Source organism: Herbaspirillum sp. WGmk3 (genome assembly GCF_023952535.1).
Taxonomy (GTDB): domain Bacteria; phylum Pseudomonadota; class Gammaproteobacteria; order Burkholderiales; family Burkholderiaceae_D; genus Herbaspirillum; species Herbaspirillum huttiense.
Genome location: NZ_JAKYWT010000010.1, coordinates 1 through 14,670, shown reverse-complemented (window position 1 = coordinate 14,670; position 14,670 = coordinate 1). Strand labels below are relative to the sequence as shown.

At 61.9% G+C, this 14,670-nt stretch carries 15 protein-coding genes; 12 read left to right on the top strand and 3 right to left on the bottom strand.

Translation table 11 applies throughout. The features are described 5' to 3' along the window. Positions 1-94: 94 nt before the first annotated feature. The 10 genes from MKD49_RS25150 (at position 95) to MKD49_RS25105 (ending at position 10,692) form a co-directional block, all read left to right on the top strand. On the top strand, positions 95-2,134 hold the full coding sequence (locus MKD49_RS25150; RefSeq protein ID WP_252697648.1) for a sodium-translocating pyrophosphatase: 2,040 nt from the start codon (positions 95-97) through the stop codon (positions 2,132-2,134). A gap of 206 nt (positions 2,135-2,340) precedes the next feature. Then, a complete protein-coding gene (locus tag MKD49_RS25145; RefSeq protein ID WP_039785165.1) occupies positions 2,341-3,099 on the top strand; it encodes an SDR family NAD(P)-dependent oxidoreductase in 759 nt (252 codons plus the stop codon). A 60-nt stretch (positions 3,100-3,159) separates the two neighbouring features. Beyond that, positions 3,160-4,365, top strand: a complete 1,206-nt coding sequence (locus tag MKD49_RS25140) for a patatin-like phospholipase family protein (protein WP_252697647.1) — start codon at positions 3,160-3,162, stop codon at positions 4,363-4,365. A gap of 125 nt (positions 4,366-4,490) precedes the next feature. Beyond that, positions 4,491-4,886, top strand: a complete 396-nt coding sequence (locus MKD49_RS25135) for a ribonuclease (RefSeq protein WP_252697682.1) — start codon at positions 4,491-4,493, stop codon at positions 4,884-4,886. 2 nt (positions 4,887-4,888) lie between these two features. Beyond that, a complete protein-coding gene (locus MKD49_RS25130) occupies positions 4,889-5,416 on the top strand; it encodes a barstar family protein (protein ID WP_370516341.1) in 528 nt (175 codons plus the stop codon). Between the two features lie 100 nt (positions 5,417-5,516). Further along, entirely contained in the window at positions 5,517-6,128 is a 612-nt protein-coding gene (purN, locus tag MKD49_RS25125; RefSeq protein WP_204725037.1) for a phosphoribosylglycinamide formyltransferase, read from the top strand. A 66-nt stretch (positions 6,129-6,194) separates the two neighbouring features. Further along, positions 6,195-7,457 (top strand): RsmB/NOP family class I SAM-dependent RNA methyltransferase, encoded by a 1,263-nt coding sequence (locus tag MKD49_RS25120; protein WP_034332736.1) that lies wholly within the window; start codon positions 6,195-6,197, stop codon positions 7,455-7,457. Further along, on the top strand, positions 7,454-8,026 hold the full coding sequence (locus MKD49_RS25115; protein ID WP_034332738.1) for a phospholipase D family protein: 573 nt from the start codon (positions 7,454-7,456) through the stop codon (positions 8,024-8,026). The genes MKD49_RS25120 and MKD49_RS25115 overlap by 4 nt, the downstream gene beginning before the upstream one ends. A gap of 28 nt (positions 8,027-8,054) precedes the next feature. Continuing rightward, positions 8,055-9,413: a mechanosensitive ion channel family protein gene (locus MKD49_RS25110; protein ID WP_034332740.1), complete on the top strand. Its 1,359-nt coding sequence runs from the start codon at positions 8,055-8,057 to the stop codon at positions 9,411-9,413. Between the two features lie 82 nt (positions 9,414-9,495). Further along, positions 9,496-10,692: an acyl-CoA desaturase gene (locus tag MKD49_RS25105; protein WP_121044028.1), complete on the top strand. Its 1,197-nt coding sequence runs from the start codon at positions 9,496-9,498 to the stop codon at positions 10,690-10,692. A gap of 258 nt (positions 10,693-10,950) precedes the next feature. Here MKD49_RS25105 and rpmG read toward each other — a convergent pair whose 3' ends face one another. The 3 genes from rpmG to radC all read right to left on the bottom strand — a co-directional run bounded on the left by rpmG (position 10,951) and on the right by radC (position 12,260). Further along, positions 10,951-11,118 carry a 50S ribosomal protein L33 gene (gene rpmG, locus MKD49_RS25100; RefSeq protein WP_006463731.1) on the bottom strand — a complete coding sequence of 56 codons (168 nt, stop codon included), beginning with the start codon at positions 11,116-11,118 and terminating at the stop codon, positions 10,951-10,953. A gap of 24 nt (positions 11,119-11,142) precedes the next feature. Next, positions 11,143-11,379, bottom strand: a complete 237-nt coding sequence (rpmB, locus tag MKD49_RS25095; RefSeq protein WP_006463730.1) for a 50S ribosomal protein L28 — start codon at positions 11,377-11,379, stop codon at positions 11,143-11,145. A 206-nt stretch (positions 11,380-11,585) separates the two neighbouring features. Next, the gene (gene radC, locus MKD49_RS25090) at positions 11,586-12,260 is read right to left on the bottom strand and encodes a DNA repair protein RadC (RefSeq protein ID WP_034338236.1); all 675 of its coding nucleotides are present in this window, start codon (positions 12,258-12,260) and stop codon (positions 11,586-11,588) included. Between the two features lie 238 nt (positions 12,261-12,498). Between radC and MKD49_RS25085 the strand changes: the two genes are divergently transcribed. Together MKD49_RS25085 and ispH are read left to right on the top strand one after the other, a co-directional pair. Continuing rightward, the gene (locus MKD49_RS25085; RefSeq protein WP_039785208.1) at positions 12,499-12,954 is read left to right on the top strand and encodes a peptidylprolyl isomerase; all 456 of its coding nucleotides are present in this window, start codon (positions 12,499-12,501) and stop codon (positions 12,952-12,954) included. 59 nt (positions 12,955-13,013) lie between these two features. After that, on the top strand, positions 13,014-13,982 hold the full coding sequence (ispH, locus tag MKD49_RS25080; protein WP_039785590.1) for a 4-hydroxy-3-methylbut-2-enyl diphosphate reductase: 969 nt from the start codon (positions 13,014-13,016) through the stop codon (positions 13,980-13,982). Positions 13,983-14,670 lie beyond the last annotated feature (688 nt).

Sequence of the window (14,670 nt, the reverse complement as noted above, 5' to 3'; positions counted from 1 at the left end):
CAGTATCGGCCGCGACGAACCGGAACAGCAGCACCCGGACGGCGCGGCGGATGTTCGTGATTGTTGATGAGTCGTGATAACAAAGGAGACGAAGATGGCACTTGCCCTGTGGTTTGCCATTGCCTGCGGCTTGGTCGCGGTGATCTATGGCCTGGTTTCTCGGAGCTGGATTCTCAAGCAGGACCCCGGCAACCCCCGCATGCAGGAAATCGCCCTGGCCATCCAGCAGGGCGCGGCGGCCTACCTGGCGCGGCAGTACCGTACCATCGCCATGGTGGGGGTGGTGCTGCTGATCCTCATTGCCCTCATTCCCGGTTTGGGCTGGCTGACCGCCATCGGCTTCCTGCTGGGGGCGGTGCTGTCCGGCGCCTGCGGTTTCATCGGGATGAACGTGTCCGTGCGCGCCAATGTGCGTACTGCCCAGGCTGCCACGCGCGGCATGAACGAGGCGCTGGGCGTGGCTTTCCGGGGCGGGGCGATCACCGGGATGCTGGTGGTGGGGCTGGGACTGCTGGGGGTGTCGCTGTTCTTCTGGATCCTCTATGCCTATGGACAGGGACGTGCCGCCAGCCTGCACGATGCCATCCAGCCTTTGATCGGACTGGCTTTCGGGGCGTCCCTTATCTCTATCTTTGCGCGGCTGGGCGGGGGCATCTTCACCAAGGGCGCGGATGTGGGAGCCGATCTGGTGGGCAAGGTCGAGGCAGGCATTCCCGAAGATGATCCGCGCAATCCTGCAGTCATCGCCGACAACGTCGGGGACAACGTGGGCGATTGCGCCGGCATGGCCGCCGACCTGTTCGAGACCTATGTCGTTACGCTGGTGGCAACCATGCTCCTGGGCAGCCTCATGCTCAAGGGCCTGGAAACCTTGGCGGTGCTTTATCCGCTGGCGCTGGGCGGGGTGTCGATCCTGGCTTCCATCGTCGGTTGCGCGATGGTCAAGGCGCAGCCGGGCAAGAAGATCATGTCGGCGCTCTATACCGGGTTGTGGTGGTCGGCCGGCTTGTCGCTGGTCGGCTTTGCGGCGGTCACCTGGCTGCTGTTGCCGCCTGAATTGCGCGCGCCCCTGATGGGCGCAGCCGTGGTGGGCATCGTGCTCACCGGTCTCATGGTCTACATCACCGAGTACTACACCGGCACCGACTTCAAGCCGGTGCGCCATATCGCCGAAGCCTCCACCACCGGACATGGCACCAATATCATCGCCGGTCTCGGGGTATCGATGAAGTCCACCGCCTATCCCGTGCTGGCGGTGTGCGCGGCGATCCTGGCGTCGTACTGGCTGGCAGGCTTGTACGGCATTGCGATTGCGGCGACCTCCATGCTGTCCATGGCCGGTATCGTGGTGGCTTTGGATGCTTACGGGCCCATCACTGACAATGCGGGCGGTATCGCAGAGATGTCGGGGCTGCCCGATTCGGTGCGCGCCATCACCGATCCGCTCGATGCCGTGGGCAATACCACCAAGGCGGTCACCAAGGGCTATGCGATCGGCTCGGCAGGACTGGCCGCACTGGTGCTTTTTGCCGATTACACGCATGCGCTGGAGTCCGTGGGCAAGACCGCCAGCTTCGACTTGTCCAGCCCGGCGGTGATCATCGGGCTCTTCATCGGCGGGCTGATTCCTTATCTGTTCGGTGCCATGGCGATGGAAGCGGTGGGACGCGCGGCCGGTGCAGTGGTGGTGGAAGTGCGTCGCCAGTTCCGCGACATCGCCGGCATCATGGACGGCAGCGGGCGTCCCGAATATGACCGCGCGGTGGACATGCTGACCTCGTCGGCCATCCGGGAAATGATCCTGCCGTCGCTGCTGCCGGTGATCGTGCCTATCCTGGTCGGGTTGCTGCTGGGGCCGTCGGCGCTGGGTGGGCTGCTGATGGGGACGATCGTCACCGGGCTCTTCGTGGCCATCTCGATGACCACCGGCGGCGGCGCCTGGGACAACGCCAAGAAATATATCGAGGACGGCCACCACGGCGGCAAGGGATCTGACGCCCACAAGGCCGCCGTCACGGGCGACACCGTGGGCGATCCCTACAAGGATACGGCCGGGCCGGCGGTCAATCCGCTCATCAAGATCATCAACATCGTGGCGCTGCTGCTGGTGCCCTTGCTGCCGACGGTGTCCTGACCCGATCTGACTGCAGCCCTGATTGTCGCCGCACGGATAGTCTGCCGTGCGGCGACCTGCGCATAATCCTCGCACCGCGAAGGGAACGCCTGCATTGCCAGGCTGGCCGATTCGTCAAATAATGCCCCCTGATGTATCCCATCATCAATGGCTCGCCGGCCAGGCCATCCGCCTGGCTGCGCGCAGATAAAAAAACAGGAGACTCCATGCGTATCGAAGGAAATGTATTCATCGTCACCGGCGCAGCATCCGGTCTGGGTGCGGCCACTGCCCGCATGATCGCCGCAGCCGGCGGCAAGCCGGTGCTGGCCGATCTCAATGAGGAAGCCGGCAGTGCGCTGGCCCGCGAGCTGGGCGGCGTCTTCGTGCGCTGCGATGTCAGTTCGGAAGACGATGCCCAGGCCGTGGTGCGTGCCGCGCAAGCGGCCGGCAGCCTGCGCGGACTGGTCAATTGCGCCGGCATCGCCCCGGCCGAGAAGCTGGTCGGCAAGAATGGCCCGCACAGCATGGCGCTGTTCATGAAGACGCTCAACATCAACCTGGTCGGCAGCTTCAACATGGCCCGCTTTGCAGCCGATGCCATGGCCAGGACCGAGGCACAGGAAGAAGGCGAGCGCGGCATCATCATCCACACCGCCTCGGTGGCGGCCTACGATGGCCAGATCGGGCAGACGGCCTATTCGGCTTCCAAGGGAGCCATCGTCGCGATGACCCTGCCGATGGCGCGGGACCTCTCGCGCAGCGGCATCCGCGTCATGACCATCGCCCCGGGCATTTTTGAGACCCCAATGATGCTGGCCATGCCGCAGGAAGTGCGCGACTCGCTGGGGCAGGCCGTCCCCTTCCCGCCGCGCCTGGGCCGTGCCACCGAATATGCACAGCTGGCCCGCACCATCATCGAGAACGTGATGTTGAACGGCGAGACCATCCGCCTCGATGGTGCCATCCGCATGCAGCCCAAATAGACGGCATTTGCCTGCCAATTCTCTTGTCCACGGTGAGGGGGCTACTGATAAGCTCCCCTCATGGAGACCATGGAACACAAAACAGGCTTGATCCTGACCGGCGGCGGCGCACGGGCGGCTTACCAGGTGGGTGTGCTCAACGCCCTCTCGATGATCCTGCTCGAAGCCGGCTGGCCGGTACACAGCAATCCCTTCCCCATCATCTGCGGCACCTCGGCCGGGGCCATCAACGGCACCGCCCTGGCCTGCCGGGCGGACGACTTCGGCGAAGCCGTGCGCGAACTGATGGCGGTGTGGAGCAATTTCCAGGTGGAGCAGGTGTACCGCGCCGATTCGCTGGGCGTGATCCGCTCGGGGGCGCGCTGGCTGTCGCTGTTTTCCTTCGGCTGGCTGCTGCGCAAGTGGCGCGCCAATCCGCCCAATTCCCTGCTGGACAACACCCCGCTGGTGAGCATGCTGCATCGCCTGCTGGACCTGCCACGGCTGGATGCCGCCCTGGCCGAAGGACAGTTGCATGCGCTGGCGGTGACCGCCTCGTCCTACACCAGCGGCCAGCACATCACCTTCTACCAGTGCGCGCAAGAGATCGAACCGTGGCGGCGCACCCAGCGCCTGGCCATGCGCGACCAGATCGGCATCGATCATTTACTGGCCTCGTCCGCCATTCCCTTCATCTTTCCGGCCATTCCGGTGTACATCGACGGCCGTTGCGAGTATTGCGGCGATGGCTCGATGCGCCAGATCGCCCCGATTTCCCCGGCCATCCACCTCGGTGCCACCAAGGTCCTCATCATCGGTGCCGGACGCATGGGCGAGAAGGGCGAGCAGGCCCCGACCAATACGCCGCATTACCCCAGCCTGGCGCAGGTGGCCGGACATGCGATGTCGGGCATTTTCCTCGACGGCTTGTCGGCCGACATCGAACGCATCAACCGGGTCAACCAGACCTTGTCGGTCTTGAACGATGAGCAGCGCCGGCATACGCCCCTGAAACCCATCCGTACCCTGGTGATCTCGCCCTCGCAGCGCATCGACAGCATCGCCAGCCGCCACGTCGGCAGTCTGCCGCGCCCGATCCGCACCATGCTGGGTGGCATCGGGGCCACCGAGGCGCGCGGCTCGGCACTGGCGTCCTATCTGCTGTTTGAACAAAGCTTCACACGCGAGCTGATCGCTCTGGGCGAAAGTGATACCTACGCCAAGCGCGAGGAGGTGCTGGCCTTTTTTGAACCGGATACCGCCCAACTGCTCCAAGCCTCTGCCTGATTTGCTGCCGGTCAAGTTCCTGGCCTGCCGTGGTTGCCTAGCCGAAAGCAACGCGTTAATCTACCGAGTGCTGTTGCCATTCATTGACAAAATTGCAATTAACAGAATCAATGCAGACGATGCAGATGCAAGCCCGCTTCATTTCTTCCTTCTTCGCCCGTTACTGGCTGGTGCTGCTGACGGCGTTGATGCTGTCCGTCCCGGTGCAAGCCAAGGGGCCGGTGCCGGGCAACTTGCCGGAGGTCAACCTTGACCAGCTGCCGCGCGAAGCCCAGCAGACCATGGCCCTGATCCGTCAGGGTGGGCCCTTTCCGTATGAAAAGGATGGCGCGGTCTTCGGCAACTATGAAGGGGTTTTGCCCAAGCAAAAGCGCGGGTATTATCGCGAATACACGGTCAAGACGCCGCGCGCCCGCAATCGCGGGGCCCGTCGCATCGTCAGCGGGGGAGAATCGGCCACGTCGGGCGAATACTATTACACCAGTGACCATTACAAGACCTTCCGCCGGATACGCGACTGATCTTGTACAGCGCAGGGCAGGGCGCGCGAGTCCTGTTGCAGCAAGCCACACAGCAGGCCAGCCATCACCATCACGACAATTACGACAACCACGACAGCCACACAGCCCCGCCTATGAATACTGAAGGCAAAATGAGTTTGTTCAAAACGGTGCCGCCCAATATCGTGCAATCGATCCGCGCCTTCCGCGTGACCGAGCTGCAGCAGGAGGCCGCGCACCTGCAGCAGCACTTTCTCTATGCCTATTGCGCCGAGGCCGTGACCAAGCAGCAGGTGCTGACCACCATCGCCACCGCCTTCCAGTTTCCCCGGCACTTCGGCAAGAACTTCGATGCCCTGCATGACTGCCTGACCGACCTGACCCACAAGGCCGGCAAGCAGATCGGTTTCGTCGTGGTGCTGGAGCAACTGCCCAACACCCAGAAATTCGACAAGGAAGCGCGCGAGACCTTGCTCGACGTCTTCCGCGATGCGGCCGATTACTGGGCTGAGAAGAAGGTGCCGTTCCGCGTTTTCTATTCCTTCCAGTAAATTTTCTTCACATTTTGATAAACCTTTTACGCCACGCCGGATCTTTCACATCGTGAAAACCGGCGGCGGAGGGGCTGTCAGCAGGTACAATGCGCACACCATGAGAAGCATTGTCATCCTGATTTCCGGACGAGGCAGCAATATGGAAGCCATCGTCCGCGCTGCACAGGCCGAGCGGTGGCCTGCCCGAATCGCCGCCGTCATCAGCAACCGCGCCGACGCCAGCGGCCTCGAATTCGCCGCCAGCCACGGCATTGCCACGGCCGTCGTGGCCAACCGCGACTATCCTACGCGCGACCAGTTCGATGCCGCCCTGCGCGAGCAGATCGACGCGTTCGCGCCGGACCTGGTGGTGCTGGCCGGCTTCATGCGGATCCTGACGGCACCGTTCGTCAATCATTACCAGGGCCGCATGCTCAATATCCACCCGTCGCTCTTGCCCAGTTTCCCCGGGTTGGCGACGCACCGGCAGGCACTGGCGGCCGGCGTCAAGCTGCACGGCGCGACCGTGCACTTCGTCACGCCCGACCTCGACCACGGCCCCATCGTGGCCCAGGCCGCCGTGCCGGTACTGGAAGAGGATAGCGAGGAGACGCTCGCCGAGCGTGTCCTGGAACAGGAACATGTGATCTATCCGCGCGCCGTGCGCTGGTTCGTGCAAGGCCGTCTGGCACTGGACGGGGCGCGCGTGCGCCTGGCCGCCGAAGCCTGAGGCGCAACGAGCCAACGCTGCCGCGCAACCCTTATCTTGAATTGAATTGAATCTGAAGGACCTAGCATGAGATTGCCTCCCGCGATCATCCCCCATACCGAAGAACTGCTGCGCGAAGTGCTGCGCTTCACCGGCCCGGCCGACGTCACCCTGTCGCGCTACTTCCGCGACAATCCGCGCCTGGGCAGCCGTGAGCGCGGCGTGATCGCTGAAGCGGTTTACGGGCTGCTTCGCAACAAGACGGTCCTGACCAACTTCGCCGAATCCGGCAGTGGCCCGATGATGCGCCGCCTGGCCCTGCTGGGCCTGGCCGATGCGGTCGGTGCCGAATCCATCGCCGGCCTGCAGGAAGGCGAAGCCGAGTGGCTGGAGCGTGTGGCCCAGATCGACCGCACCCAGCTGGCCCCCCAGATGCGCAGCAATCTGCCGCCCTGGCTGTGGGAAAAGCTGGTCGCCCGCATGGGCGAGGAAGCCACCCTGCAACTGGCTGATGCCATGAACCGTCCGGCTCCGCTGGACCTGCGCGTCAATGCCCTCAAGGCCGACCGCGATACCGTCATCGCCGAACTGGCCAAGGCCCCGGTGGCTTGCGAGCCGACCCCGTATTCTCCGCTGGGCCTGCGCGTGTTCAAGAAGCCGGCCCTGCAGAACCTGCCGCTGTTCAAGGACGGTGCCATCGAAGTGCAGGATGAAGGCAGCCAGCTGCTGGCCCAGATCGTCGGTGCCAAGCGCGGCGAGATGGTGGTCGATTTCTGTGCTGGTGCCGGTGGCAAGACCCTGGCACTGGGCGCGCTGATGCGCAATACCGGCCGCCTTTATGCCTTCGACGTGTCCGAAAAGCGCCTGGCCAAGCTGAAACCTCGCCTGGCGCGCAGTGGCCTGTCCAACGTGCATCCGGTGGTGATCGCCCATGAGAACGACGCCAAGGTCAAGCGCCTGGCTGGCAAGCTCGATCGCGTGCTGGTGGATGCCCCTTGCAGCGGCCTGGGCACCCTGCGCCGCAATCCCGACATGAAGTGGCGCCAGAGCGTGGAAACGCTGACCGAGATGCGCGCCAAGCAAGGCTCGATTCTCGCCAGCGCCGCGCGCCTGGTGCGTCCGGGCGGCCGCCTGGTGTATGGCACCTGCAGCTTCCTGGAGGAAGAGAACGATGAAGTCATCGCTGACTTCCTGGCTTCGCATCCCGACTTCACGCTGCGTCCCATGAGCGAAGTGCTGGCCGAGCAGAAGATTGCGCTGGATACCGGCGACTACCTGAAACTGTTGCCGCACCAGCACCAGACGGACGGTTTCTTCGCGGCCGTCCTGGAGCGCCGCGCCGCTGCATGATGCGCCGGCGCTTGCTGCCTTGCCTCGCCGCCGCCCTGCTGGCAGCGGCCGCTCCTGGCCTGCAGGCCAGGGAGGCGCTGCCGCCACCGCCGGTGATGGCAGCGCAGGGCACGGTGCAAACCGCCTTTGCGCCCTGGGATGACATCGAAGCGCTGATCGTCGGCCAGCTTCACTCTGCGCAGCGTCAGATCCTGATGCAAGCCTATCTGCTTACCAGTCGTCCGATTACGGATGAACTGGTGGCGGCCCGCAAGCGCGGCATCGATGTGCGCGTGCTGATGGATGCCGGCCAGCTCGACAAGAATTCCGAAGACCGCCTGCGCCAGCTGCGCGCGGCCGGCATTCCGGTCTGGCTGGAAACCGATTACCGCAATGCCCACAACAAGGTCATCATCATCGATGCGGCCTTGCCGACGGCCACCGTCATCACGGGCAGCTACAACTTCACCTGGTCGGCCCAGCACAAGAACGCCGAGAACGTGCTCATCCTGGGCAAGAACCCGCCACTGGCTGCGCGCTACGCCAGCAACTGGCAGCGCCACCGCCAGGATGCCCAGGCGGCACCCTGATTTGCCCTGATTCTTCACCCGGCCAGCCATGACCGATCATTTCCTTTCCCTCTTCACCGATATCAGCACCGTCGACCTGCTGCGCCAGCTGGTGGTGATTGCACTTTCGCTGGTGGGTGGCATCGGCCTCTCGCGCTGGCTGCGAGCGCGTTTCGTGCTGCCGGGCGATGGCGAGGCGCAGTCGCTGGTCATGCAAATCGGCGTCAAGAGCTTCGCCCGCGTGCTCTCGCCGCTGCTGGCCCTGGGCCTGTTGACGGGAGCCTATTACATTCTCAAGCGCGGCCACCATGCCGTCACGCTCTGGGAAATCATGTTCCCCCTGACCATCGCCCAGGTGGCGATGCGTTTCGTTTTCTACGTATTGCGCGGCATCTTCGTGAAGGATGCGACCGTGGGCGCGCTGCTGCACCTGTCGGAAAAGGTGATCGCGCTGCTGGTCTGGCTGTGTGTGGTGCTGTGGATTACCGGCCTGTGGCCGGATTTCGTCGACTATCTGGATACCACAACCTTCCCGCTGGCGCGCCACAAGGTGTCCTTGTTGACGATGTTGCAAGGTGCGGCCTCGGTGCTGGTCACGCTCATCATTGCCCTGTGGATAGGCACGGTGGTGGAAAACCGCCTCATGAAGTTCAGCGGCATGCATTCCTCCCTGCGCACGGTGGTGGCGCGCATGATGCGGGCCTTGCTGATCCTGATTGCCTTCCTGGTCAGCCTGTCGCTGGTCGGGATCGACCTGACCGTGCTGTCGGTCTTCGGGGGCGCGCTCGGTGTCGGTATCGGCCTGGGTTTGCAGAAGATTGCCAGCAGCTATGTCTCCGGCTTCGTGATCCTGCTGGAGCGCAGCATGGTCATCGGCGATATGGTTGCCGTGGATAAATATTTCGGCAAGGTCACCCAGATCAATACCCGCTACACCATCCTGGAAGGGCTGGACGGGATCGAATCGGTGTTGCCAAATGAACTATTTGTCTCCAATCCGGTACAAAACTATTCCTTGACCCATCGCATTGTACGTTTGGCTACACAGCTTACAATTCTGTACCAGGACGATGTGGAAACGGTCTTGTCCATCATGGAACAGGCCGCACTTGGTGTACAACGGGTCTCCCAGCAGACCGCTCCGCAAGCCCTGCTGATCAAGATCGGGGCCGACGGACTGGATCTGGAACTGGGGTTCTGGATCACCGACCCGGAAAATGGACGGCTCAATGTGCTGTCCGACGTCAATCGCGCCATCTGGGCTGCCTTCAAGCAACACGGCATCCAGGTGGCCCATCCCAAGCGCGACATCCGGATTATGGATGAGCGCAGCTTCCGCCAAAGTACGCGCCAGGAAATTCCTGATGTCCCAGAGGCACAGAATTCGCGTACAATGCCCGGCAATTAAAAGAAAATAAAACCATTTTCACGGAACAAGTAATAATCCTGTTTTGTAGTCCGATAGTTGTTTTCTATTTGGAGTTGTACTGATGACCCTTGATGCGATCCTCGACTTTGTTGCCAACGGCCTGCTGCACGCGTCCGGTTGGCAGATTGTCATTTACACACTGGTGATGACCCACATCACCATCGTGGGCGTGACTCTCTATCTGCATCGTTGCCAGGCGCATCGCGCGCTCGAACTGCACGCGATCCCCAGCCACTTCTTCCGTCTCTGGCTGTGGATGACCACCGGCATGGTGACCAAGGAATGGGCCGCCATCCACCGCAAGCACCACGCCAAGTGCGAGACCGAAGAAGATCCGCACAGCCCGCAGACCCGCGGCATCCACAAGGTGATGTGGCAGGGTGCCGAGCTGTACCGCAGTGAGTCCAAGAACGCCGAGACCATGGAGAAGTTCGGTCACGGCACTCCGGATGACTGGATTGAACACAACATCTACAGCAAGTACGGCTGGCAGGGTGTGGGCATCATGCTGATCATCGACGTGCTGCTGTTCGGCGCCATCGGTCTGACCGTGTGGGCCGTGCAGATGGCCTGGATCCCGTTCTGGGCGGCTGGCGTGGTCAACGGCCTGGGCCACTTCTGGGGCTATCGCAACTACGATTGCAACGATGCAGCGACCAACCTGTTCCCGATCGGCATCATCATCGGCGGCGAGGAAATGCACAACAACCACCACACCTTCGGCACCTCGGCCAAGTTCTCGGCCAAGTGGTATGAATTTGACATCGGCTGGATGTACATCCGCATCCTGGAGACCTTCGGCCTGGCCAAGGTCAAGAAGGTGGCACCGGTGCCCAAGTTCGACAGCCAGAAATCGGTGATCGACTTCGATACCCTGCAGTCCGTGATCGCCAACCGTTACGACGTGACCGCCAAGTACGCCCGTTCGCTCAAGAGCGCCTGGAAGGATGAGCTGGATCACCTGATCGAGAAGGCCCAGCTGGAATCGCGCTTCCTGAAGTCCTCCAGGAAGCTGCTGCAGCGTGAGCCGGCCCGTCTGGAAGATGGCCAGAAGCAGCAACTGTCGGAACTGTTCGCCCACAGCAAGGCGCTGCAGACCATGCATGAGATGCGCATCGAACTGAGCGCCATCTGGGAGCGTTCGCACTCGACCCGCGAACAGCTGCTGCAGCAACTGCAGGACTGGTGCACCCGCGCCGAGGCATCCGGCGTGAAGGCCTTGCGTGACTTCGCCCTGCGCCTGCGCAGCTACGCCTGATCGGCTTTGACCAGGCCGCTGCTCCGGGGTAAAAGCCGGAAGTGAAGGAAAAGCATGAAGACATCCCCGCAGAGCGATCTGCGGGGATTTTTTTCGTCATCGGCCAGTACGGGCCTGAAGGTTTTTGTCAAAAAACCGAAACGGGGGGGGAGGGCTGCGGTGCGCAGCGGGCTGACCGGCGCAATGCGTTCAACGTGAGCAGGCAATAAAAAACCCGCAGAGTGTTCTGCGGGTTTTTCATCGGGAGACCGGGATCAATTACTTGATCTTGGTTTCCTTGTATTCGACGTGCTTGCGCGCCTTGGGATCGAACTTCATGATGCTGATCTTTTCGGGCGTAGTACGCTTGTTCTTGGTGGTGGTGTAGAAGTGACCAGTACCTGCGGTCGACTCCAGTTTGATTTTGTCGCGGCCGGATTTCGCCATGATAGATTTCCTTTACTCTGCTAATTAGACTTTTTCGCCACGAGCACGCAGATCGGCCAGAACGGCATCGATGCCGATCTTGTCGATCACGCGCAGGCCGGCGTTGGACAAACGCAGCGAAACCCAGCGGTTCTCGGATTCGACGAAAATGCGGCGGTTCTGCAGGTTGGGCAGAAAACGACGCTTGGTCTTGTTGTTTGCATGGGAAACGTTGTTGCCGACCATCGGCCCCTTCCCGGTGACTTGGCAGACACGTGCCATGTGAGACTCCTTAAAAATTTCCGAATTTGGGAAAAACGAGAGTATATGGAAAAAACTCTGCTTTTTCAATGACTTGCGAAAAACAATTGTGTCTTGATGTGGTCCATTAATTTAACAATTGAAGAAACATTGTTTTTTCGCTGTCACCCTCAATGGCGCAATCCCAGTCCTGTAAAGGCTTTGCGGCCGATCTGGCTGGTTACGGTTCACACCTTGCCGTGGTCGGCAAAGGAATACAGGCGTGTTCCGGCCACCACGATGTGGTCCAGCAATTCCACCTCGATGAGCTCCAGGGCTTGCTTGAGTGTCTTGGTCAGGCGCAGATCGGAGTCACTGGGCCGCGGGTCGCCTGAAGGGTGGTTGTGGGCAACGATGACCGAAGCGGCGTTGTAACGCAGCGCCATCTTGACCACTTCCCGGGGATGGACCGTGGTCTGATTCAGCGAGCCCCTGAACAATTCTTCCGTCCCGAGCAGGTTGTTGCGCATGTTCAGGAAGAGGGCGACGAAACATTCATGTTCCTTGCCGAAGAAGGTCAGCTTCAGGTATTCGCCCACGACGCGCGTGGAATTGAGGGCCGATGCCTGCTTCAGATCGCTGTGGATGGCGCGCTTGGCCAACTCCAGAGAGGCCGATAGCTGGGCGCATTTGGCCGGGCCGAGGCCGTTGCCGAGACTGGGCTCGCGCTGAACGGCCTTGCACAGGCCTTCGAGCGAGCCGAAGCGGTGCAGCAGATCCATGGCCAGTTCCATGACGCTCTTGCCCGGTGTGCCCACGCGCAGAAAGATGGCCAGCAATTCCGCATCGGAGAGGCAGGCCGGGCCCAGCTCCAACAGACGTTCGCGTGGCCGCTGTGCGGCGGGCCAATCGACAATGGACATGGTCATGAGATGAATCTCCTTTCATATTGCGTTCGAGGGGAAAGACGGCAGCCGGTCCCGCCGCAACCGTCCAACAGAAGCCCGGCACCGCCGCAGTGCGCTTGCGCCGCCGCAAGGAAGTGTCCGATGCGCCCGCCGCCAGCGCAGCCGGATGCAGCTGACAGCGGCAGAGCGGGCCAACGTGGCTTACAATAGCGGGCTCTTGTGCACCTTCCCGCTTCCAAGCCCGTTCCCAGCCATGTCCAGCCCAACCGTCCCCGTCGTCACCGAAAACGCCTATCTCACCTTGCATTACCGCCTGGCCTCGCTGGACGGCGAAGACATCGTCAGCACCTTCAACGAAAATCCGGCCACCCTGCAGTTCGGCCAGGGCCAGCTGGCTCCCTTCCTCGAAGCCTGCCTGCTGGGCCTGCCCGAAGGCACGCAGCAGACCTTTGAACTGAGCCCGGCCCAGGCTTTCGGCGAGCGCAGCGAAGAGCTGATCCAGCGTATCTCGCGCGCCACGCTGGAAGAGAATTCCTCCATGGATGAGGACTATCGCGTGGGCGACCTGGTCGATTTCGCTGCCCCCGGTGGCGGCCGTTTTGCCGGTATCCTGCGAGCGATCGATGATGATGGCGCAATTTTCGACTTCAATCACCCGCTGGCCGGGCAAACGCTGAAGTTCGAAGTAAAAATCATCGGAATCCTGTAAGAGCCTCGTCATTTGGCGAGTTGGCCCTCGCAATGTTTTGAAGAATCAAGGAAATGACCATGACCATGGAACAAGCCGAATCTGAAATCCTGCTGGCCCAGCCCCGTGGTTTCTGTGCGGGCGTGGACCGCGCCATCGAGATCGTCGAACGTGCGCTGGCGCAGTTCGGCGCACCCATCTACGTGCGCCATGAAATCGTGCACAACGCCTACGTGGTCAACGACCTGCGGGCCAAGGGCGCGGTCTTCATCGAGGAGCTGGCCGACGTGCCGGCCGGCAATACGGTCATCTTCTCGGCCCACGGCGTGTCCAAGGCGATCCAGGCCGAGGCGGCCGAGCGCGGCCTGACGGTGTTCGATGCCACCTGCCCGCTGGTCACGAAAGTGCATATGGAGGTGGCCAAGATGCGCCGCGAAGGCCGCGAGATCATCATGATCGGTCACGCCGGCCACCCCGAGGTGGAAGGCACCATGGGCCAGACCGAGGCTGGCATGCATCTGGTGGAGACGGTGGAAGATGTCCAGCGTCTGCAGGTGGCCGATCCCGAACTGCTGGCCTATGTTTCCCAGACCACACTGTCGGTGGATGACACGGCCGACATCATCGCCGCCCTGCGCGCGCGCTTCCCGGCCATTGCCGAACCCAAGAAGGGCGACATCTGCTACGCCACCACCAACCGCCAGGAAGCCGTGAAGTTCATGGCCCCGCAGGTGGAAGTGGTGATCGTGGTCGGCAGCCCCAACAGCTCCAACTCCAACCGCCTGCGCGAACTGGCCGAGAAGAAGGGCGTGCCCGCCTTCATGGTCGACAACGCCGCCCTGATCGACCCGCAATGGGTGCAAGGCCGCCAGCGCATCGGCGTCACGGCCGGTGCATCGGCACCGGAAGTGCTGGTGCAGGCCGTGATCGATCGCATCAAGGAAATCGGTGCGCGCAGCGTGCGCGTCCTGGACGGTATTGAAGAAAACGTCACCTTCCCCTTGCCCAAGGGCTTGGGTAGCCGCACGCCCTCGGCCGAATCGGCATGAGCCTGAATCAGCCCTGTGACAAAGGGTGAATATTCGGACGAAAATCACGTCCGGCGTTTGCGCAAAGAGGCCTGCTGATGCAGGCCTTCTTCATTTCCGCGACAGGTGTTGTGAAGTCGCCGACAATTCATTGGTCTTACCGCACTTTCTTCTGTAACAGGCGATTGTTTGTGCTCGATTGTTGGAATCTTCTGCGTATAATTCCGCACCATTATCGACGGACCGCCCAAAAGGCGGCCGAGCGCTAGCCCTCACAAAGAGGGCAGGGCGTCGCCAACGCGGCGTCAATCAGAGACGGGAGACATCCATATGTACGAGCATCTGCCCACCGGCCTCGCCCGGTGCCTCCGGCGAAGACCTCCCGGGCGCCCGCCCAGTCGATGCGCCAGCCCCGGCCCAAGCCGCCCGCACGGCTACTGCGGCTGAATTTCCCTCCATTCCCTCCGTCAGCGAGCCCTGCTCGCCGGGAACGCGTGCACCCTTTTTATGAAGAGTGATAACGCGATCCCGGGTTTCGGGAACGGATTTTGCTAATCGACATGCTTTCGCGCGGTGTCCGCTTTGGTGCAGAGCCACGTGTTTTTCTTGTTTCCATTTAGATCGAAGAGTTATTCATGGACATTTTCATCCAGCAGATCATCAACGGATTGGTGCTAGGCAGCATGTACGCACTGATCGCCCTGGGCTA